The 18,146-nt window shown below is 64.2% G+C and carries 18 protein-coding genes and 1 pseudogene; 12 read left to right on the top strand and 7 right to left on the bottom strand.

The features are described 5' to 3' along the window. Positions 1-22 precede the first annotated feature (22 nt). Positions 23-640 carry a GTP cyclohydrolase I FolE gene (folE, locus tag FE851_RS13655; protein WP_145203170.1) on the bottom strand — a complete coding sequence of 206 codons (618 nt, stop codon included), beginning with the start codon at positions 638-640 and terminating at the stop codon, positions 23-25. A gap of 121 nt (positions 641-761) precedes the next feature. On the opposite strand from folE, the gene FE851_RS13650 reads away from it, so the two are divergent. From FE851_RS13650 to FE851_RS13635, 4 genes are read left to right on the top strand one after another with little or no spacing between them, the layout of a single operon-like run. Further along, positions 762-1,349 (top strand): PAS domain-containing protein, encoded by a 588-nt coding sequence (locus FE851_RS13650; protein ID WP_026149477.1) that lies wholly within the window; start codon positions 762-764, stop codon positions 1,347-1,349. A 12-nt stretch (positions 1,350-1,361) separates the two neighbouring features. Further along, a complete protein-coding gene (locus FE851_RS13645; protein ID WP_107123426.1) occupies positions 1,362-2,030 on the top strand; it encodes a DUF969 domain-containing protein in 669 nt (222 codons plus the stop codon). Continuing rightward, positions 2,027-2,962 (top strand): DUF979 domain-containing protein, encoded by a 936-nt coding sequence (locus FE851_RS13640; RefSeq protein WP_019051959.1) that lies wholly within the window; start codon positions 2,027-2,029, stop codon positions 2,960-2,962. Before FE851_RS13645 ends, FE851_RS13640 begins: the two co-directional genes overlap by 4 nt. Next, positions 2,959-3,972 carry a DUF2891 domain-containing protein gene (locus FE851_RS13635; RefSeq protein ID WP_145203167.1) on the top strand — a complete coding sequence of 338 codons (1,014 nt, stop codon included), beginning with the start codon at positions 2,959-2,961 and terminating at the stop codon, positions 3,970-3,972. Before FE851_RS13640 ends, FE851_RS13635 begins: the two co-directional genes overlap by 4 nt. 7 nt (positions 3,973-3,979) lie before the next feature. Here FE851_RS13635 and dapD read toward each other — a convergent pair whose 3' ends face one another. The 4 genes from dapD to FE851_RS13615 form a co-directional block, all read right to left on the bottom strand. Continuing rightward, positions 3,980-4,816, bottom strand: coding sequence for a 2,3,4,5-tetrahydropyridine-2,6-dicarboxylate N-succinyltransferase (gene dapD / locus FE851_RS13630; protein WP_019051961.1), 837 nt, complete (start codon positions 4,814-4,816; stop codon positions 3,980-3,982). Beyond that, entirely contained in the window at positions 4,813-5,484 is a 672-nt protein-coding gene (locus tag FE851_RS13625) for a pyrimidine 5'-nucleotidase (RefSeq protein WP_019051962.1), read from the bottom strand. Before FE851_RS13625 ends, dapD begins: the two co-directional genes overlap by 4 nt. A 208-nt stretch (positions 5,485-5,692) precedes the next feature. Further along, positions 5,693-6,568 carry an LOG family protein gene (locus FE851_RS13620; RefSeq protein WP_017181664.1) on the bottom strand — a complete coding sequence of 292 codons (876 nt, stop codon included), beginning with the start codon at positions 6,566-6,568 and terminating at the stop codon, positions 5,693-5,695. 73 nt (positions 6,569-6,641) lie between these two features. Beyond that, positions 6,642-7,307 carry an extensin family protein gene (locus FE851_RS13615; RefSeq protein WP_019051963.1) on the bottom strand — a complete coding sequence of 222 codons (666 nt, stop codon included), beginning with the start codon at positions 7,305-7,307 and terminating at the stop codon, positions 6,642-6,644. Positions 7,308-7,498: 191 nt separating this feature from the next. Between FE851_RS13615 and FE851_RS13610 the strand changes: the two genes are divergently transcribed. The 4 genes and pseudogenes from FE851_RS13610 to FE851_RS13595 all read left to right on the top strand — a co-directional run bounded on the left by FE851_RS13610 (position 7,499) and on the right by FE851_RS13595 (position 11,954). Continuing rightward, on the top strand, positions 7,499-8,662 hold the full coding sequence (locus FE851_RS13610) for a phosphoserine transaminase (RefSeq protein ID WP_145203164.1): 1,164 nt from the start codon (positions 7,499-7,501) through the stop codon (positions 8,660-8,662). Positions 8,663-8,801: 139 nt separating this feature from the next. Then, entirely contained in the window at positions 8,802-10,382 is a 1,581-nt protein-coding gene (serA, locus tag FE851_RS13605; RefSeq protein ID WP_017181661.1) for a phosphoglycerate dehydrogenase, read from the top strand. A 55-nt stretch (positions 10,383-10,437) separates the two neighbouring features. Next, a pseudogene (locus FE851_RS27170) lies at positions 10,438-10,820 on the top strand (endonuclease domain-containing protein). 3 nt (positions 10,821-10,823) lie between these two features. Then, positions 10,824-11,954: an ATP phosphoribosyltransferase regulatory subunit gene (locus FE851_RS13595; RefSeq protein ID WP_145203161.1), complete on the top strand. Its 1,131-nt coding sequence runs from the start codon at positions 10,824-10,826 to the stop codon at positions 11,952-11,954. On the opposite strand, the gene FE851_RS13590 is transcribed toward FE851_RS13595, so the two are convergent. Then, complete coding sequence (locus FE851_RS13590; protein WP_145203158.1) at positions 11,951-12,817, bottom strand: alpha/beta hydrolase; 867 nt, start codon at positions 12,815-12,817, stop codon at positions 11,951-11,953. The two genes, FE851_RS13595 and FE851_RS13590, sit on opposite strands and share 4 nt — an antisense overlap. 236 nt (positions 12,818-13,053) lie before the next feature. Here FE851_RS13590 and FE851_RS13585 point away from each other — a divergent pair, with 236 nt between their 5' ends. From FE851_RS13585 to FE851_RS13575, 3 genes are all read left to right on the top strand, one after another. After that, positions 13,054-14,343, top strand: coding sequence for an adenylosuccinate synthase (locus tag FE851_RS13585; RefSeq protein ID WP_145203155.1), 1,290 nt, complete (start codon positions 13,054-13,056; stop codon positions 14,341-14,343). 48 nt (positions 14,344-14,391) lie between these two features. Continuing rightward, complete coding sequence (locus FE851_RS13580; RefSeq protein WP_017181657.1) at positions 14,392-14,571, top strand: hypothetical protein; 180 nt, start codon at positions 14,392-14,394, stop codon at positions 14,569-14,571. Between the two features lie 103 nt (positions 14,572-14,674). Then, positions 14,675-15,619, top strand: a complete 945-nt coding sequence (locus FE851_RS13575) for an Abi family protein (RefSeq protein WP_261370933.1) — start codon at positions 14,675-14,677, stop codon at positions 15,617-15,619. Positions 15,620-15,750: 131 nt separating this feature from the next. Here the strand turns inward: FE851_RS13575 and FE851_RS13570 are convergent, their stop codons facing one another. Then, the gene (locus FE851_RS13570) at positions 15,751-17,079 is read right to left on the bottom strand and encodes a dicarboxylate/amino acid:cation symporter (protein ID WP_145203152.1); all 1,329 of its coding nucleotides are present in this window, start codon (positions 17,077-17,079) and stop codon (positions 15,751-15,753) included. A 145-nt stretch (positions 17,080-17,224) separates the two neighbouring features. On the opposite strand from FE851_RS13570, the gene FE851_RS13565 reads away from it, so the two are divergent. Next, entirely contained in the window at positions 17,225-18,109 is an 885-nt protein-coding gene (locus FE851_RS13565; protein ID WP_086485913.1) for a bestrophin family protein, read from the top strand. Positions 18,110-18,146: the final 37 nt, after the last annotated feature.

The raw sequence follows: 18,146 nt of genomic DNA, 5'->3' as shown, positions 1-18,146 counted from the left end.
GTCCTGTTTCAATAGCCCACCGTCAATAGCCCATCAGCGCAAGCAGTTCGCGGCGGCTGGCGCGATCGTCGAGGAAGCAGCCGAGCAGGCGGCTGGTGACCATTCCGACGCCGGGCGTGCGTACGCCCCGGCCCGTCATGCAGCCATGCTGCGCCTCTATCACCACCGCGACGCCATGGGGCTGGAGATGGTCCTGAATGCTCTGCGCCACTTCGGCGGTCAGCCGTTCCTGCACCTGCAACCGCCGGGCAAAGCCGTGCAGCACGCGGGCAAGCTTCGATATGCCCACCACCCGGTTGCGCGGCAGATAGGCGATCGAAGCCTTGCCGGTGATCGGCGCCATATGATGTTCGCAATGCGACTGGAACGGAATGTCCTTCAGCAGGACGATCTCGTCATAGCCGCCGACTTCCTCGAACGTGCGGGACAAATGGCGGCCGGGATCTTCCTCATAGCCGGTGCAATAATCGCGCCATGCCCGTCCGACCCGTGCCGGCGTATCGCGCAAACCTTCGCGGTCCGGATCGTCCCCGGCCCAGCGAATCAGCGTTCGCACCGCGTCCTGCACGGCTTCAGGCACGATCGGGCGGCCATCATCGTCGAAAGCATAGCCGCCAAGGCCAGTGGGGATAAAATTCATGGCCTTTCCCTTTCGTTCATCAGGGGCCTGGTGCAGCCTGCTTGCGGCAGGCGGGGCATTTGGGGCAACATGCCCAAAGGGGCACCGCATCCGCCGATCGCCCGCCAGTCTGTGAGTGTCCATGTCTCTGTCTGAAATGATCGCCAACAGCGCGATCGCCGCCGTGATCAGCAACCCCCGCCTGCCCGACAATCCGATTGTCGAATGCAATGAAGCCTTCATTGCGCTGACCGGCTATACGCGGGATGAAATTGTCGGGCGCAATTGCCGCTTCCTGTCCGGGCCGGATACCGAACCTTGGCTCAGCGAGACGATCCGCGCTGGCGTGCGCGAACGGCGGCCAGTGCTGGTGGAGATATTGAATTACCGCAAGGACGGCACGCCGTTCCGCAACGCCGTGATGGTCGCGCCCATCTTTGGCGTCGATGGCGAACTGGACTATTTTCTGGGCTCGCAAATGGCGGTGGAAAGCCCGGACGCGGCGGGCGCGGAACGATCGTCGGGCGCGCGTGAGCGGATCGCTGCATTGACGTCGCGCCAGCGTGACGTGCTGATCGCGATGGCGGCGGGCAAGCTCAACAAGCAGATCGCCTGGGATCTGGGCCTGACCGAACGCACGGTAAAGATGCACCGCGCCGCGATGCTCAAGGCGCTGGGCGTCAGGACCGGGGCGGAAGGGATCAGGCTGGCGATAGAGGCTGGCTATTAGGGCGCCCGACTGATGTGGGTGCTGCTCGGCATCGCGGTGATCGTTGCGGGTTTCGTGCTGCGCTTCAACCCGCTGCTCGTCATCCTGGCGTCGGCGGTCGTGACGGGGATCGCTGCCGGGCTTGATCCGCTCGCCATCCTCGCCGCCTTTGGCAAGGCGTTCAACGAAGCGCGCTATGTCAGCATCATCTGGATCGTGCTGCCGGTGGTCGGGCTGCTGGAGGCGCATGGGTTGCAGGAACGCGCGCGCGGGTTGATCGGGCGGATGCGCGGGGCGACGGTCGGTCGTTTCCTGACCTTCTATCTGCTGGCGCGGCAGGGATTGGCGGCGGTGGGGCTGACATCGGTGGCGGGCCATGCGCAGACCGTGCGCCCGCTGGTCGCGCCGATCGCGGAGGCCGCCGCAGAACGCCAGTCGGGCGATCTGGACGATGCGGAGCGGGAGCAGGTCAAGGCGATGGCGGCGGCAACCGACAATGTAGGGCTGTTCTTTGGCGAGGATATATTTCTGGCGATCGGGTCGATCCTGCTGATCAAGGGACTGCTGGAACAATATGGCATCAACCTTGAGCCGCTCCAGCTGTCGGTCTGGGCCATCCCGACCGCGATCGCCGCGTTGCTGATCCACGGGTTCAGACTGTGGCGGCTCGACCGTCGCCTGAACCGGGCGGAACGGCCATGATCACGCTGCACTGGGTCTATGCGCTGGCAGGCGCGATCTTCGCCGCCTTTGCGCTGCTGGGCGTCAACGACACCAGCAATCCGCGCGCCCGGCGGACGGCCGCTTTCTGGGCGCTGCTGGCGCTGTCGATGTGGGCCGGGGATTCGCTGGGCGATCTGGGCAATGGCGTGCTGGTGCTGGGGCTGGTGGCGCTGGCGGCGTCCGGGCTGGGCCGGGGCGGCGGCATGGTGCCGGACAGGGTGCGGCAGGAACGGGCGGGGCGTTTTGGCAACGGGCTGTTCGCCATTGCGCTGGTCATACCGGCCACCGCTTTGGTCGGCACCTTGCTCTTCAAGGGCGTGCCAACCTGGGTCGATGGCAAGCAGGCGACGCTTATTGCGCTGGCGCTGGGCGTGGTGATCGCCCTGATGGCTGGCTGCCTGTGGCTGCGCGCCGGGCCGATCGTCCCGATGCAGCAGGGGCGGCGGCTGATGGATCAGGTCGGCTGGGCCGCGATCCTGCCGCAGATGCTCGCCAGCCTGGGCGCGGTCTTTGCGCTGGCCGGGGTCGGTGACGCGGTCGGCGGGCTTGTGAGCCAGGCGATTCCGCAGGGCAGTTTGCTTGGGGCGGTGATCGCCTATGGCCTTGGCATGGCGCTCTTCACCATCGTCATGGGCAACGCCTTTGCCGCTTTCCCGGTGATGACCGCCGCTATCGGCATCCCCCTGCTGATCCGCACCTATCATGGCGATCCCGCGATCGTCTGCGCCATCGGGATGCTGGCGGGTTTCTGCGGAACGCTGCTGACGCCGATGGCGGCCAATTTCAACCTCGTCCCTGCCGCCCTGCTGGAACTTAAAGACAAGCATGGCGTCATCAGGCAACAGGTCGGCACGGCTTTGCCGCTGCTGGCCGTCAACATCGCGCTCATTTATTGTCTGGCTTTCCCATGACGCACCTGACCCCCGACATGGCCAATGGCTTTGCCACGCTGACCCTGTCCCATCTGGGACGGCGCTACCCTTACAAGATGGATCTGGTGCTGGCCGGGCCGCAGGATGCGCGCGAACCGGCCGACCATCATCCGATCTTCCACGGCAGTTTCGACTGGCATAGCTGCGTCCATGGCTGGTGGCAGGTGATGCGGCTGCTGCGGCTCTACCCGGACATGCCGCAGGCCAGCGCGATCCGGGCGCAGGCCGACGCAATGCTGATCCCCCAAAAGGTTGCGGGCGAACTCGCCTTCCTCGCGCGGCCCACCGCCACGGGTTTTGAACGGCCCTATGGCTGGGCGTGGGCGCTGGCCCTGCATGGCGAACTGGCGCGGCATGAAGCGCCCTGGGCGGCGGCGTTGGAACCATTGGCGCTCGCCTTCGCCGCGCGCTTCCACGACTTCCTGCCAAAGCTTACCTATCCGCTGCGCGTCGGCACCCATTTCAACATCGCCTTTGCCCTGACGCTGGCGCTGGAATGGGCCGAAGGGCGCGATCCCGCGCTGGTGGCGCTGATCCGCGATCGGGCGCTGCACTGGTTCGGCGATGATCGCGCCTGCCAGGCATGGGAGCCGGGCGGCGACGAATTTCTCTCGCCTGCTCTGTGTGAGGCGCTGTTGATGAGCCGCCTGCTGGCGCGGGCCGATTTTGCCGACTGGTTCCACGCCTTCCTGCCGCATCTGGCGCAGGGTGAACCGGCGACCTTATTCACCCCCGCGACCGTGTCGGACCGCAGCGATGGCAAGATCGCCCATCTCGATGGCCTGAACCTCAGCCGCGGCTGGTGCTGGCGTGCGATTGCCGCTGCGCTGGGACCGGGCGATCCGGTCGCGGCATCGGCGCTGGATGCAGCGGAACGGCATATCGCCGCCAGCCTGCCCCATGTCGCTGGCGACTATATGGGGGAACATTGGCTGGCGACGTTCGCGCTGCTGGCGCTGGAACGACCCTCCCCGGCACGGGGAGGGTGAATTTGGATCAATCCCGCAGCAGGTCGTTGATCCCGGTCTTGGACCGGGTCTGCGCGTCCACCCGCTTGACGATCACGGCGCAATAGAGGCTGGGGCCGGGCGTGCCGTCGGGCAGCGGCTTGCCGGGCAGCGATCCCGGCACGATCACCGAATAGGGCGGCACTTCGCCCATGAACACTTCGCCGGTCGCGCGGTCGATGATCTTGGTCGACTGGCCGATGAACACGCCCATCGACAGGACCGATCCCTTGCCGATACGCACGCCTTCGACCACTTCGGACCGCGCGCCGATGAAGCAGTCATCCTCAATGATGACCGGGTCGGCCTGCAACGGTTCCAGCACGCCGCCAATGCCGACGCCGCCGGACAGATGGACATTCTTGCCGATCTGCGCGCAGCTGCCCACCGTCACCCAGGCGTCGACCATCGTGCCTTCATCCACGAACGCGCCGATATTGACGAAGCTGGGCATCAGGATCGCGTTCTTGGCGATATGCGCGCCCGCGCGGGCAAGTGCGCCCGGCACCGCGCGGAAACCGGCGGCGCGAAATTCCGCCTCGCCCCAGCCTGCGAATTTGCTCGGCACCTTGTCCCACCAATAACCGCCACCGGGACCGTTTTCGATCAGCACATTGTCATTCAGGCGGAAGGAAAGCAGCACGGCTTTCTTGAGCCACTGGTTGACCTGCCAGCCATCGGCGGTCGGCTCGGCGACGCGCGCCTTGCCGCTGTCCAGCAGGGCCAGCGCCGCGTTCACAGCATCGCGCACCGCCCCTTGCGTGGTCAGGCTCACATTGGCCCGGTCCTCCCAGGCGGCGTCGATTATGCTTTGCAGATCGGTCATGCGCTTTCCCCAAAAATGCCGGCCAGAAACGGCCTCAGATGATCAGTCTCGAAATCGATAAAATCGGGATGATGGTCATGATTGCCCGCTTCGGAGCCATTATTGACCCAGATGGTCGCCATGCCGATCGCCTTGGCGGGCCGCAAATTGCGCGCCATATCCTCGAAAAAGGCGGCGCGGGTCGGGTCGACATCATGGACGCGGCACAATTCGGCATAGCCCGACGGATCGGGCTTGGGCACATATTGGCAGGCATGAATGTCGTGGATCTGCTCGAACAGGCCGGACAGACCCAGCTTGTCGAGCACGCGGCCAGCATAGTCCGCATCGCCATTGGTGAAGATCAGGCGGCGGCCCGGCAGCGCGGCGATATGGGCATTCAGCTCGGCATCGACCTCCAGCCGGTCCATCGATATGTCATGGACATAGTCGAGAAAGTCGCGCGGCTCGATGCCATGATGGTGCATCAGCCCCGACAGGGTCGTGCCATGCTCCATGAAATAGCGCTTTTGCGTCTGCCGCGCGATGACCGGGTCACAGCCCAGCAACCCCTGGATGAATTCGCCCATCTTCACGTCGATCAGCGCAAACAGGTCCGCCTTCGCCGGATAGAGCGTGTTGTCCAGATCGAAGATCCAGGTGTCGACATGGGCCAGATCGGCAAGCATGGCCGCGCCCTAGTCCCGTGCGCCGGGAAGGGCAAGCCACTAACCCTTCTCCCCGTGGGGAGAAGGATACATAGCCTTGGCCCGAAAGGCCTAGGCGAAGTTGGAAGAGGGGGATGGGCATGGCGTGCGACGCACCGCCTCTCCGGCTGCGACTAGGCGGCAAAGCCGCCAAGTCTCGCTTCCCTCTCCCCCATGGGGAGAGGGGTGTTCAACATCCCAGCGGTTCGCTGTCCTCATAAAAGGCCTGCACCGCCTGCCATGCTTCGTCGGCGCTTTCGACCCAGGTGATGAGGTTAAGGTCAGCCGGCGCAATCACGCCTTCATCGGCCAGCGCCTCGAAATCGACCACCCGGTTCCAGAATTCCTTGCCGAACAGCAGGATGGGAATGGGCTTCATCTTGCCGGTCTGAATGAGGGTGAGCAGTTCGAACATCTCGTCGAACGTGCCAAAACCGCCGGGGAACACCGCCAGCGCCCGCGCCCGCAACAGGAAATGCATCTTGCGCAGCGCGAAATAGTGGAACTGGAAACTCAGTTCCGGCGTGACGAAGCGATTGGGCGCCTGTTCGTGGGGCAGGACGATGTTCATGCCGATCGTGGTCTGGCCGACATCGGCCGCGCCGCGATTGGCCGCTTCCATGATGGAAGGGCCGCCGCCTGAACAGACGACGAAGTGGCGGCATCCCGCCGCGTTCACCGGATATTGCGCTGCGATGCTCGCCAGCTTGCGGGCTTCATCATAATAATGCGCCTTCTTGCCCAGATTTTCGGCAATGCGCTTTTGTTCCGGCGTGGTCGCAGCGTCGATCCGGGCCTGTACCTGATCGGGTTCGGGAATGCGGGCGGAACCATAGAAAACGAAGGTCGATTCGATTCGCGCTTCGTCCATCAATAATTGCGGCTTCAGCAATTCCAGCTGGAACCGGACCGGGCGCAGATCCTCGCGCAGCAGAAATTCGGTGTCCTGAAAGGCCAGCCTGTAGGCGCTGCTGCTGGTCTGGGGCGTATCGATCGCCTTGCGGGCGTCGGCCGCCTCCTGACTGGCGGGGCGGAATTTGCGTTCTTCAATGTCTTTTTTTGTCATCCCCACGACTTAAGGGGCGCAGATGACATTGCCAAGGCGGATTACCTGCAAAACCCGCCCTCCTGTTTGGCGCTCAACGGCAAAACCCGCCGCGCCCGCCCATGTCGAAATGAAAATGGTCGCGATGGGCCGCGTTATAATCGGGGCTGAGGACGGTGTTGAACCGCTTGCAGGCGCTGGCGTGGATGACCTTAAGGAACTGGCGCGTCTCCCGATCGCCGTTCCATCCCTGTTCGACACTGATCTTGCGCCCGTCGGCCATCACGAACGCGGCGACGTCGATCGCGTTGCTATGGGCATGTTCGGACAATTTACCAAGGCCTGCGATGGGCCGACAATTATAGGTGCCGAATGTCTCGATCCGCACGATCTCCGTCCCCAATATGGCGCGCGCGGCGGGCTGCACGCCATAGCGCGCCCAGGCGGCGAAATTGGCGGCCAGCTGGCAAGTCATCGCGCCCAGATTGGTCGCGGGTACGCCAAAGTCGATCAGCTTGACGCTGCTCAGCGCGCTGCACCCGCCGCCGAACGTCCGGTCGGGCAGGGGGGTATAGGCGATCGCCTGCGCATTGAGTTTGGCCAGACACTGGCGAAACGCCATCGGCTGCGGCGCTGCCGGACGCGCGGGCTTGGAGACGCGCGCCACACGGCCGCGCGGCACCAGATCGCCGCCGCACGCGCTCAGCATCATCGCCATCGTCACGGCCAGCGCCGCGCCGCGAAACATCGTCATCGTCATCGCCCGCTCTATCAGGAGCCAGCCATGGTAGCAGGACAAGTCTTGCTGATGGTTAACGGCGGGCACGGCTCGTCCCGTTTTTAGCACTGGGTCATTTTCGCAACCGGCTTGACAGGTCCGCCGAAATCTCTAGGGCGGCCGACGGGCCACGCGGTCCCAACGCCGCGCTGCTCTCTGTAAGGAGAAGCTACATGACTGAAGTTACCGAAGCCGGCGCCCGTATTGCGCCTGCCGCCAAGCCGACGACTCTGCCGGCTCGCCCCTTTTTCTCTTCCGGTCCCTGTGCCAAGCCTCCGGGCTGGAGCGCCGCTGCGCTCGCCACCGACTCGCTGGGCCGCTCGCACCGTAGCAAGATCGGCAAGAACCGCCTCGCTTACTGCATCGACCTGATGCGCGAATTGCTGAACCTGCCCGACACCCACCGCATCGGCATCGTCCCCGGTTCCGATACTGGCGCCTTTGAAATGGCGATGTGGACGATGCTGGGCGCGCGCCCGGTCACGACCATCGCCTGGGAAAGCTTCGGCGAAGGCTGGGTGACCGATGCCGCCAAGCAGTTGAAGCTCGACCCCACCGTCATTCGCGCCGACTATGGTCAGCTGCCTGATCTGTCGGCGGTCGATTTCAGCACCGACGTGCTGTTCACCTGGAATGGCACCACGTCGGGCGTCCGCGTCCCCAATGCCGATTTCATCCCGGCGGATCGCGAAGGGCTGACCTTCGCCGACGCGACCAGCGCGGTGTTCGCCTATGACATCGACTGGGCGAAGATCGACGTCGCCACCTTCTCCTGGCAGAAGGTGCTGGGCGGCGAGGGCGGTCATGGCGTGCTGATCCTCGGCCCTCGCGCGGTCGAGCGCCTCGAAAGCTACACCCCCGCCTGGCCACTGCCCAAGGTGTTCCGGCTGGTGTCAAAGGGCAAGCTGGCCGAAGGCGTATTCAAAGGCGAAACGATCAACACCCCGTCCATGCTGGCGGTCGAGGATGCGATCTTCGCGCTGGAATGGGGCAAGTCGATCGGCGGCGCCGCTGGCCTGATCGCCCGCAGCGACGCCAATGCGGCGGCTCTGGACAAAATCGTGGCGGAGCGCGACTGGCTCGGCCATCTCGCGGTCGATGAAGCCTCGCGCTCGAAAACCAGCGTCTGCCTGACCGTCGCGGGTGCTGACGAAGCCTTTATCAAGGCCTTCGCCGCATCGCTCGAAAAGGAAGGCGCAGCGTTCGACGTAGCGGGCTATCGCGATGCCCCCGCCGGGCTCCGCATCTGGTGTGGCGCGACCGTCGATACTGCCGACATCGAAGCGCTCGGTCCCTGGCTCGACTGGGCCTATGCGACCGTAAAGGCTGCCGCTTAACATATTGCCTGTTCCCGTTCGCCCTGAGCGAAGTCGAAGGGCTCGGCCGACCGGAAGGGAGGCCACTTCGCTTCGCTCAGTGGAGGGCTTCGACTTCGCTCAGCCCGAACGGCTATCTTATTCCAGAAGGATCACATCCATGCCCAAGGTACTTATCAGCGACCAGATGGACCCCCGCGCCGCCGCCATTTTCCGTGAGCGCGGCGTCGAAGTCGACGTCATCACCGGCAAGACCCCCGAAGAGTTGAAGGCCATGATCGGCCAGTATGACGGCCTTGCCATCCGGTCCTCGACCAAGGTGACCAAGGACATTCTCGACGCCGCCACCAACCTCAAGGTCATTGGCCGCGCTGGCATCGGCGTCGACAATGTCGACATCCCCTACGCCTCGGCCAAGGGCGTGATCGTCATGAACACACCGTTCGGCAACTCGATCACCACCGCTGAACATGCCATCGCGCTCATCTTCGCGCTGGCGCGCCAGATTCCCGAAGCCAACACCCAGACCCAGCAGGGCCTGTGGCCGAAAAACGGCTTCATGGGCGTGGAAGTCACCGGCAAGACGCTGGGCCTGATCGGCGCGGGCAATATCGGCTCGATCGTCGCCAGCCGCGCGCTGGGCCTGAAAATGAAGGTCGTCGCCTTCGATCCGTTCCTGACGCCGGAACGCGCCATCGAAATGGGCGTGGAAAAGGCCGATCTCGACACGCTGCTGGCGAAGGCCGACTTCATCACGCTGCACACGCCGCTGACCGACCAGACCCGCAACATATTGAGCCGCGAAAATCTGGCCAAGACCAAGCAGGGCGTGCGTATCGTCAACTGCGCGCGCGGCGGGCTGATCGACGAGGCCGCGCTCAAGGACGCGCTCGATTCGGGCCATGTCGCGGGCGCCGCGCTGGACGTGTTCCAGACCGAACCGGCCAAGGAATCGCCCCTGTTCGGCACGCCCAACTTCATCTGCACCCCGCATCTGGGTGCGTCGACCGATGAAGCGCAGGTCAATGTGGCGTTGCAGGTCGCCGAACAGCTGTCCGACTATCTGCTCGACGGCGGCATCACCAATGCGCTCAACGTGCCCAGCCTGTCGGCGGAGGAAGCGCCCAAGCTCAAGCCCTATATGGCGATCGCCGAGAAGCTGGGCAGCCTGGTCGGCCAGCTCGAAGGCGACCAGATCACCGGCGTTGCGGTAGAGGTGGAAGGCCATGCCGCCGAACTGAACCAGAAGCCCATCACCGCCGCCGTGCTGGCGGGCCTGATGCGCGTCTATTCGGACACGGTGAACATGGTCAACGCGCCCTTCCTGGCCAAGGAACGCGGCCTTGACGTGCGCGAAGTGCGCCATGACCGCGAAGGCGATTATCAGACGCTGGTACGCGTCACCGTCACCACCGAAAGCGGCGAGCGTTCGGTCGCGGGCACCTTGTTCGGCCATGCCAGCCCGCGCCTGGTCGAACTGTTCGGCATCAAGGTGGAGGCCGATCTCGACGGCACCATGCTCTACATCGTCAACCAGGACGCGCCCGGTTTCATCGGCCGCCTGGGGTCGACGCTGGGCGCAGCCGACGTCAATATCGGCACCTTCCACTTGGGCCGTCGCAACCAGGGCGGCGAAGCGGTGCTGCTGCTGTCGGTCGACGGCACCGTCACGGAACCGCTGCGCTGGGAAATCTGCAACCTGACCGGCGTGAAGCAGGTGAAGGTGCTGCGCTTCGCCTAAGCTGCCCTAAAAGCCCTCTCCCCTTGGGGAGAGGGTTGGGAGAGGGGGAGCAACGATGCGGCTGGACCCAACGCTCAAACAGCGCGCCAAGGATATGCGCGCCAACCCCACGCCCGCCGAACAGAAACTCTGGCTGGCTCTGCGCGCCAACCGTTTTGAAAACCGGCAATTCACGCGCCAGACCATCATCGCGCCCTATATCGTCGATTTCGCGTCAAAGGCTGCGCGCCTCATCATCGAAGTCGATGGGGATACACATTACGCCAAAGATCGCTATGACGCCCGGCAACCGAGTTTCTGGAATCGCTGGGCTATCGTGTGATCCGTTTTGCCAATCCCGATGTGATGGATAATGTCGAGGCTGTGCTGGGCGTCATTGCGCAGGCCTTGCGCGCTTCCCCCTCTCCCCAGCCCTCTCCCCCAGGGGAGAGGGAGTAAAGGATGACCATGATCCCGCCCAGCCTCCTTCCAGAGGGTCTGTCCGACCGCCTGCCGCCGCAGGCCGAAGCCTCCGCCCGGCTTGCCCGCCGCGTTCTGGATACGGTTGCCACTCATGGCTATGAACGGGTCATGCCGCCGCTCGCGGAGTTTGAGGATACGCTGACCCAGCGCCTCAAATCCATGCGCGCGCAGGATCTGGTTCGCGCTGTCGATCCCGTGTCGCAGCGCAGCCTGGCGCTGCGCCCGGACATGACGGCGCAGGTCGGCCGCATCGCCGCGACTCGCCTGGCCACCGCGCCGCGCCCGCTGCGCCTTTCCTATGCCGGGCCGGTGATCCGCCTCAAAGCCAATCAGCTGCGCCCGGAGCGGGAGAAGTTGCAGGTCGGGGCCGAACTGATCGGGTCGGACAGCGTCACGGCCGTCGTCGAGATCGTCAATGTCGCGATCGAGGCGTTGCAGGCGGCGGGCGTCAGCGGCCTTACCATCGATTTCACCCTGCCCGACCTGATCGACATGCTGGCCGCCGGTCCGTTGCCGCTGGCGGCGGGCGAACTGGAAGCGGTCCGCACTGAACTGGACGCCAAGGATGCAGGCGCCCTCGTTGCGCTGGGGCCGCAGGCCGCGGCCTATCTGCCGTTGATCGAGGCGACGGGTCCGTTCCACGCCGCGATGGAGCGGCTCGAAGCCTTCAATGCCAGCCTTGGCGGCGCGATCGACAGCCGCATCGCGGGCCTGCGCGCCATCGCCAAGCCGATCGGCTGGGACATCACGTTGACGCTCGATCCGACCGAGCGGCACGGTTTTGAATATCAGAACTGGTTTGGCTTCTCGATCTTTGCCGAAGGCTTTATCGGCGAGATCGGCCGGGGCGGCAGCTATGCCATCCTGCGCGCCGATGGAGAGGAGGAGCCAGCCATCGGCTTTTCCCTTTATCCCGATCCGCTGATCGACGCTGGTTTCGGTGACGAGGCACCCAAACGCCTGTTCCTGCCGCTGGGCGCAGACGCGGCCCGCGCCGCCGAATTGCGGGCCGAGGGCTGGCACACCGTCGCCGCGCTGGTCGGCGATGAGGATGGCGCGACATTGCGCTGCTCGCATTGGCTCGATGGCGCGGAACTGCGCGCCTTCTAACGGAAGACTCGCGCCAGCCAGTCGTCGACCATGGCCGTGCCCGGATAGGCCGGATCGCCCATCTGCCGGTTGATCTGCATATGGCCGCGCAGCCCGCGACCCTCCAGCGCCCGTATTTCCACGGGCGTACCCGCGCGCTTCAAGGCTGCGGCTAGCGCCTGCGACTGCGCCGTGCCATCGTCCCGGTCGACATGCAGAATCAGGAAGGCCGGGGCGTTGGGCCGGGCGGCATGGCGAGTCGGCGACAGGGCCTGCTGCCGCGCGGGATCGGTGCCGAACGCCTGTTCATAGGTGCCCTTCATGAACCGGCCCGATTGCGCCATCTGCGCCGCCACATCATAGGCCGCCCCATCCAGCGGGATGATGCCGCGCACGGCGTCGGGCGACAGCCCTGCTTTGGCGAAATAGCGCATGTCCGTCCCCACCAGCGCGACCAGATGCGCGCCCGCACTATGCCCCATCAGCACGATCCGACCCGGATCGACCCCCAATGTCGCCGCGCGGCGGCGCAGGAACGCAACGGCATCGGCCACGTCCTGCGCCTGCTGCTCGACCGTGGCGCCGGGCACCAGACGATAGTCGATGGACGCGAAAGCATATCCAAGCTGTTGATAATGAACGGATTTATAGCGTCCTGTGGCATTGTCCTTGCTACCGCGCTTCCATCCCCCGCCATGGACGAAGATCACCAATGGCCGCGCTATGTCCGGCTTGCTGTCGGTTTTGCCTGGCCAGAAATTCAGCGTCTGCGCCGGATCGCTGCCATAGGCCATCACTTGTTCGCCGGGCGGCGCGCGCAGCGGCGCTCCATGGGCGGGGGACAGAAGCGACAGGCACAGGGCAAGGATCAAGGCTATCCGCACGGCGTATCTCCACGAACGACGGATATTCAGGATCGCGCGCCTGCTTCCCCACGTAAAGCCGTTGCGCTGTATCAAAGTGTAATCGTCCCTCCGCCTTGACGTGCCAGCCCCGCGCCGCTAACCCGCGCCCGCACCGGGTGCCCCATATTCTGTCGGGCGCCCAATCGATCCTACCGGCATGTCGAGTCCCGTCGAAGGGCATGGCCGGTCCGCGCGGCGGGCGGAGATCTGTATCCATGGCAAATGTAACCGTGATCGGCGCCCAATGGGGTGACGAGGGCAAGGGCAAGATCGTCGACTGGCTGTCGGAGCGCGCCGATGTCGTCGCCCGTTTCCAGGGTGGCCATAATGCCGGCCACACGCTCGTCGTGGGCGAGAAAGTCTATAAACTCTCGCTGCTGCCGTCGGGCATCGTGCGCGGCACGCTGTCGGTGATCGGCAATGGCGTGGTGCTCGATCCCTGGCACTTCCGCGATGAAGTCGCCAAGCTGACCGCGCAGGGCGTGTCGATCACGCCCGACAATCTTCAGATCGCCGAAACCTGTCCGCTGATCCTGCCCTTCCACCGCGACCTTGATGGCCTGCGCGAGGATGCGAGCGGCGCGGGCAAGATCGGCACCACCCGGCGCGGCATCGGCCCGGCCTATGAGGACAAGGTCGGTCGCCGCGCCATCCGCGTGTGTGATCTCGCCCATCTCGACGATCTTGGCCCACAGCTGGACCGGCTGACCGCCCATCATGACGCGCTGCGCGCCGGTTTTGGTGAACCGCCGATCGACCGCGCCGCGCTGATGGCGGAACTGACCGCGATTGCCGATTTCATCCTGCCCTTCGTCAAGCCCGTCTGGCTGACGCTCAACCGCGCCAAGGCGGCGGGCAAGCGCATCCTGTTCGAGGGCGCGCAGGGTACGCTGCTCGACATCGACCATGGCACCTATCCCTTCGTCACCTCGTCCAACACGGTCGCGGGCACGGCGGCCAGCGGCACCGGCCTTGGCCCCAACGCGGCGGGCTTCGTGCTGGGCATCGTCAAGGCCTATACCACCCGCGTCGGCTCCGGCCCGTTCCCGACCGAACTGGAGGACGCCACCGGCCAGCGGCTGGGCGAGCGCGGCCATGAATTTGGCACCGTCACCGGCCGCAAGCGCCGCTGCGGCTGGTTCGACGCGGTGCTGGTGCGCCAGTCGATCGCCGTGTCGGGCGTCACCGGCATCGCGCTGACCAAGCTTGACGTGCTGGACGGGTTCGACACGCTCAACATCTGCGTCGGCTACAAGATTGGCGATCAGACCTACGATTATCTGCCCGCCCATGCGCAGGATCAGGCCAAGGCGCAGCCGATCTACGAAGCGATCGAGGGCTGGCACAACACGACCGCCGGCGCGCGCAGCTGGGCGGACCTTCCGGCGCAGGCGATCAAATATATCCGCCGGATCGAGGAACTGATCGGCTGCCCGGTCACGCTCGTATCCACCAGCCCGGAACGCGAGGATACCATCCTAGTGCGCGATCCGTTCGCGGATTAAGGGTATAGGGGGGCGGGCACAGCCTGCGATCTTTCCGAAGGACGACACATGGCCGAGAAATTCGAACGGCACCGGCAGCCCTGGACCCAGGACGAGATCCAGAAGCTGCACCTGCTGGCGAAAAAGGGCATGGGCCTCAAGGCCATTGCCAAGGCGCTGACCCGGACCGAGGAATCAACGAAGGCCCGCGCCAAGGAAGACGGGCTGAATATCGCCAAGCTGCGGTAAGCTGCCACAAATCATTTCAAGCCTTCATTGATTTGTAGGAAATTTCCCACTACATCGACGATAATCGAACCCGCCAGGCCTCTATCCGCAAGGATATGCACACTTGGCGGGTCTTTTTTTTCTGGCATATGTGAGACGGATGACCCGTTTCTTCGCAAAGCCCTCCCTGACCATCGATCAGCAGATCGCGCATTTGAAGATGCAAGGTATGGCGGTGTCTGATGCAGCGTTGGCGCGTCACTGGCTCCAGCATGTCAGCTACTACCGGCTCAGTGCCTATTGGCTGCCGTTCGAATATCCCAAGGGACAGGCTGGCCTACGTTTTCAACCTGGGACGTCGTTCAACCTCGTTACGGACTTGTATGAATTTGATCGACAATTGCGGCTCTTGGTCCTTGACGCGATCGAACGGATCGAAGTCGCGGTAAGAGGCGCATGGGCTTATGCATTGGCCCATCAGGGTGGGCCGCATGAATATTTGAACGCCGCTCTGTATAGCGATCGCGCCAAATTTCATGACAATTTGTCCCGTCTGGTTCGCGAGGTTGGGACTTCGCCTGAAACCTATATGGCGCATTATCGTGAACATTATGATGATCCGGCTATGCCCCCCGTCTGGATGGTGGCCGAACTCATGTCTTTCGGGCAGATTTCCCGCTGGTATTCTCTGCTGGCCGACAGAGCCTTGCGGAACAGCATTGCTGCGCCTTTAGGCCTGCCGGAAGTCATTATGGTGCCTCTGCTCAAGCATTTGTCGATCATTCGTAACAGTTGTGCTCATCATGCCCGTTTGTGGAATCGCGGTTTTCTGTTGCGGATGCGTGTGCCCCATAAACCTGCCAAACTGGCTGCATCTCTCGTTCCTCATCACGGCGGCCCGGCACTCCTCTACAACGCTTTGACGCTCATACATTACATGCTGGATCGGGCTTCGCCGGATTCGCAATGGAAAGTCAGGTTGATCGCCTTGCTCGATACGCATCCACTCCATGATTTGTCGGCCATGGGTTTCCCCGCAGACTGGCGCGCACGACCATTGTGGCGGTAAACTGGGCGTCTATAGTTGTCATACCGTCGGCTGATCTACACCCGCGCAGGGACGCCATTACGAAGTCGGAGGCGATCAGCGCGCAATCATCCGCAATGCCAGCATGATTGCGGCGGAGGAACGGCTATTCGTCATGCAGGCGTGCCTTCCTTTCCACCTTCTTCCTCACCCGCCGCGATCACCGTTGCCGCGACCAGATCGCCGGTTACGTTCAGCGCGGTGCGGCACATGTCGAGCAGCCGGTCGACCCCCAGCACCAGCCCGATCCCTTCGGGCGGAATGCCGACCATGCCCAATATCATCGCCACGACCGGCAGCGATCCGGCCGGTACGCCCGCTGTCCCGATGCCGCCCAATATGCACATCATCATCACCATGATCTGCTGGGCGATGCTGAGTTCGATACTGAAAAACTGGGCGAGGAAGATCACCGTAATCCCCTCGAACATCGCCGCGCCATTCTGGTTGGCGGTCGCGCCGATGGTCAGGACGAAACGGCTGATGCGGCGGGGCAGGCGCAATTCCTCTTCGGCCACGCGCAGCGCGGTCGGCAGGGTCGCGTTGGACGAGGCGGTGGCAAAGGCCATCACCGTCGCCTCCTGCACGGCGGCGAAGAAGCGAAGCGGCGATCGTTTGGCAATGAAGGTGATCAGCAGCGAATAGATGCCGAACATCTGGATCGCCAGCGCCAGCAGCACCACGCCGACATAGGCGGACAGGCGGATCAGCAAATCCCAGCCGAAATGGGCGGCCAGGTTGAACATGAAACAGGCGATGGCGATCGGCGCCAGGCGGATGACCAGCCCCATCAGCCGCATCGTCACCGCCAGCAGGCCCTCCATCGCGCTCAGCAGCAATTGCGTCTGCGGCGTCCGCACCAGCATCAGTCCGATGCCGAAGAACAGGGCAAAGACCATCACCGCCAATATGTCGTTGCCCGCCATGGCTGCGACGAGATTGTCGGGGATCATCGCGATGAAGGCGGCCATGCCCTGCGGCGCGTCATTGCCCCGGCTCAATATCGCCTTCGCGCCCGGCGCCGCGTCGTTCAGCATCGCCCGCGCCATGGCCGGATCGATGCCCGCACCGGGCCGGAGCAGGTCGACCACCAGCAAGCTGACCGCTACCGCAATGGCCGACACGATCAGCGTGTAGACCAATGTGCGCAGCCCCACGCGGCGCAGCGCGCGGATCTCGCCCATTTCGGCGATCCCCACGATCAGCGCCGATACCAGCAACGGAATGACCAGCATGAACAGCAGGCGCAGGAAAATCTGGCCGATCGGCCCGGTCACATAGGTCGTGACATGATCGACCCAGCGCGCGTCGGGCGCGGCCATATAGACGGCCAGGCCGACCACCAGTCCTATGACGAATCCAGCCAGCATCTGCCATTGGAGCGACAGGGCCGCCGTCCTTGTGCCGGTTTCAGCGCTTGGTTCCTGGCTCGTGCCGGTCAATGGCCTGTCCTCCTGTTGCCGCACCTGCCCAACGGTCCGGCCCGGCTGCGAGTTGCACTCTAACGCACAGGTCATTTCGCTATAGCATCAAGGGAGCTTTCATGCGCCTCTTGCGTTGGCGCGGTCCTGTCCTTTGGAGAATTGCATGATCGTCGACCCCGTCCCCAGCCTGCATCGGATGGCCGCCGAGGTGTGGAAGCCGCTGACCCTGTTGTTCGTGTGGGACTGCGTCGTCACGATCACCTACTATGTGCTGCCGTTCAAGGCGCCCGGACTGCCGCTGACCATCTTCGGCACCGGACTGGCGCTGTTCCTGGGGTTCCGGTCCAATTCGGCCTATCAGCGCTGGTGGGAAGGGCGCACGCTGTGGGGCGCGATGATCAACGCATCGCGCAGTCTGGCGCGCGCGACCCGCAACTTCCTGCCTGATCCGGACGGGCGCGAATTGAAGCGGGAGATCGTCAAGCGCCAGATCGCCTATGTCAATGCGCTGCGCTGCCAGTTGCGGCGGCTGCCGATCGATGACGATGTGACCCGCTTTCTGGAGGAAAAGGACCAGGGGCTGGCGCTCGCCCGCGTGAATGTCGCCAACGGACTGCTCGACAGCACCGGGCGGCGCATCGACATCGCCCGGCGCACGGGCTGGATCGACACGATCCAGCAGACGCAGATGGAGGCGGTGCTGGTGGACATCGCCAACGCGCAGGGCGGGATGGAGCGGCTCAAAAATACCCCGCTGCCGGTGCAATATCGCTATCTGCCGACCATCTTCACCCATCTCTTCTGCCTCTTCCTGCCGCTGGGGCTGGTCGAAACGCTGGGGCTGGCGACGCCGCTTGGCTCCACGGTCGCGGGCCTCATGTTCCTGGCGGTGCTGCGGATCGGCGACGATCTGGTCGATCCCTTCGCCAACACGGTCCATGACGTGCCGCTCAACGCCATGTGCCGCACGATCGAGATCGACCTGCTCCAGTCGATCGGCGATCCCGCGCCCGAACCGCTAAAGCCTGTGCGTGGGGTGTTGTGGTAGAGACGCCCGTGTTCCCGCGCAGGCGGGAACCCAGTTC

Origin of the sequence: Sphingobium sp. B2 (assembly GCF_007693735.1) — a bacterium.
Lineage (GTDB): Bacteria > Pseudomonadota > Alphaproteobacteria > Sphingomonadales > Sphingomonadaceae > Sphingobium > Sphingobium xenophagum.
This window is presented reverse-complemented; position numbering and strand designations above follow the sequence as displayed.

What these genes read in the sequence shown, in the direction of transcription:
- folE (WP_145203170.1), bottom strand. Translation starts at nt 640, where the DNA reads ATGAATTTTATCCCCACTGGCCTTGGCGGCTATGCTTTCGACGATGAT.
- FE851_RS13650 (WP_026149477.1), top strand. Translation starts at nt 762, where the DNA reads ATGTCTCTGTCTGAAATGATCGCCAACAGCGCGATCGCCGCCGTGATC.
- FE851_RS13645 (WP_107123426.1), top strand. Translation starts at nt 1,362, where the DNA reads ATGTGGGTGCTGCTCGGCATCGCGGTGATCGTTGCGGGTTTCGTGCTG.
- FE851_RS13640 (WP_019051959.1), top strand. Translation starts at nt 2,027, where the DNA reads ATGATCACGCTGCACTGGGTCTATGCGCTGGCAGGCGCGATCTTCGCC.
- FE851_RS13635 (WP_145203167.1), top strand. Translation starts at nt 2,959, where the DNA reads ATGACGCACCTGACCCCCGACATGGCCAATGGCTTTGCCACGCTGACC.
- dapD (WP_019051961.1), bottom strand. Translation starts at nt 4,816, where the DNA reads ATGACCGATCTGCAAAGCATAATCGACGCCGCCTGGGAGGACCGGGCC.
- FE851_RS13625 (WP_019051962.1), bottom strand. Translation starts at nt 5,484, where the DNA reads ATGCTTGCCGATCTGGCCCATGTCGACACCTGGATCTTCGATCTGGAC.
- FE851_RS13620 (WP_017181664.1), bottom strand. Translation starts at nt 6,568, where the DNA reads ATGACAAAAAAAGACATTGAAGAACGCAAATTCCGCCCCGCCAGTCAG.
- FE851_RS13615 (WP_019051963.1), bottom strand. Translation starts at nt 7,307, where the DNA reads ATGACGATGACGATGTTTCGCGGCGCGGCGCTGGCCGTGACGATGGCG.
- FE851_RS13610 (WP_145203164.1), top strand. Translation starts at nt 7,499, where the DNA reads ATGACTGAAGTTACCGAAGCCGGCGCCCGTATTGCGCCTGCCGCCAAG.
- serA (WP_017181661.1), top strand. Translation starts at nt 8,802, where the DNA reads ATGCCCAAGGTACTTATCAGCGACCAGATGGACCCCCGCGCCGCCGCC.
- FE851_RS13595 (WP_145203161.1), top strand. Translation starts at nt 10,824, where the DNA reads ATGACCATGATCCCGCCCAGCCTCCTTCCAGAGGGTCTGTCCGACCGC.
- FE851_RS13585 (WP_145203155.1), top strand. Translation starts at nt 13,054, where the DNA reads ATGGCAAATGTAACCGTGATCGGCGCCCAATGGGGTGACGAGGGCAAG.
- FE851_RS13580 (WP_017181657.1), top strand. Translation starts at nt 14,392, where the DNA reads ATGGCCGAGAAATTCGAACGGCACCGGCAGCCCTGGACCCAGGACGAG.
- FE851_RS13565 (WP_086485913.1), top strand. Translation starts at nt 17,225, where the DNA reads ATGATCGTCGACCCCGTCCCCAGCCTGCATCGGATGGCCGCCGAGGTG.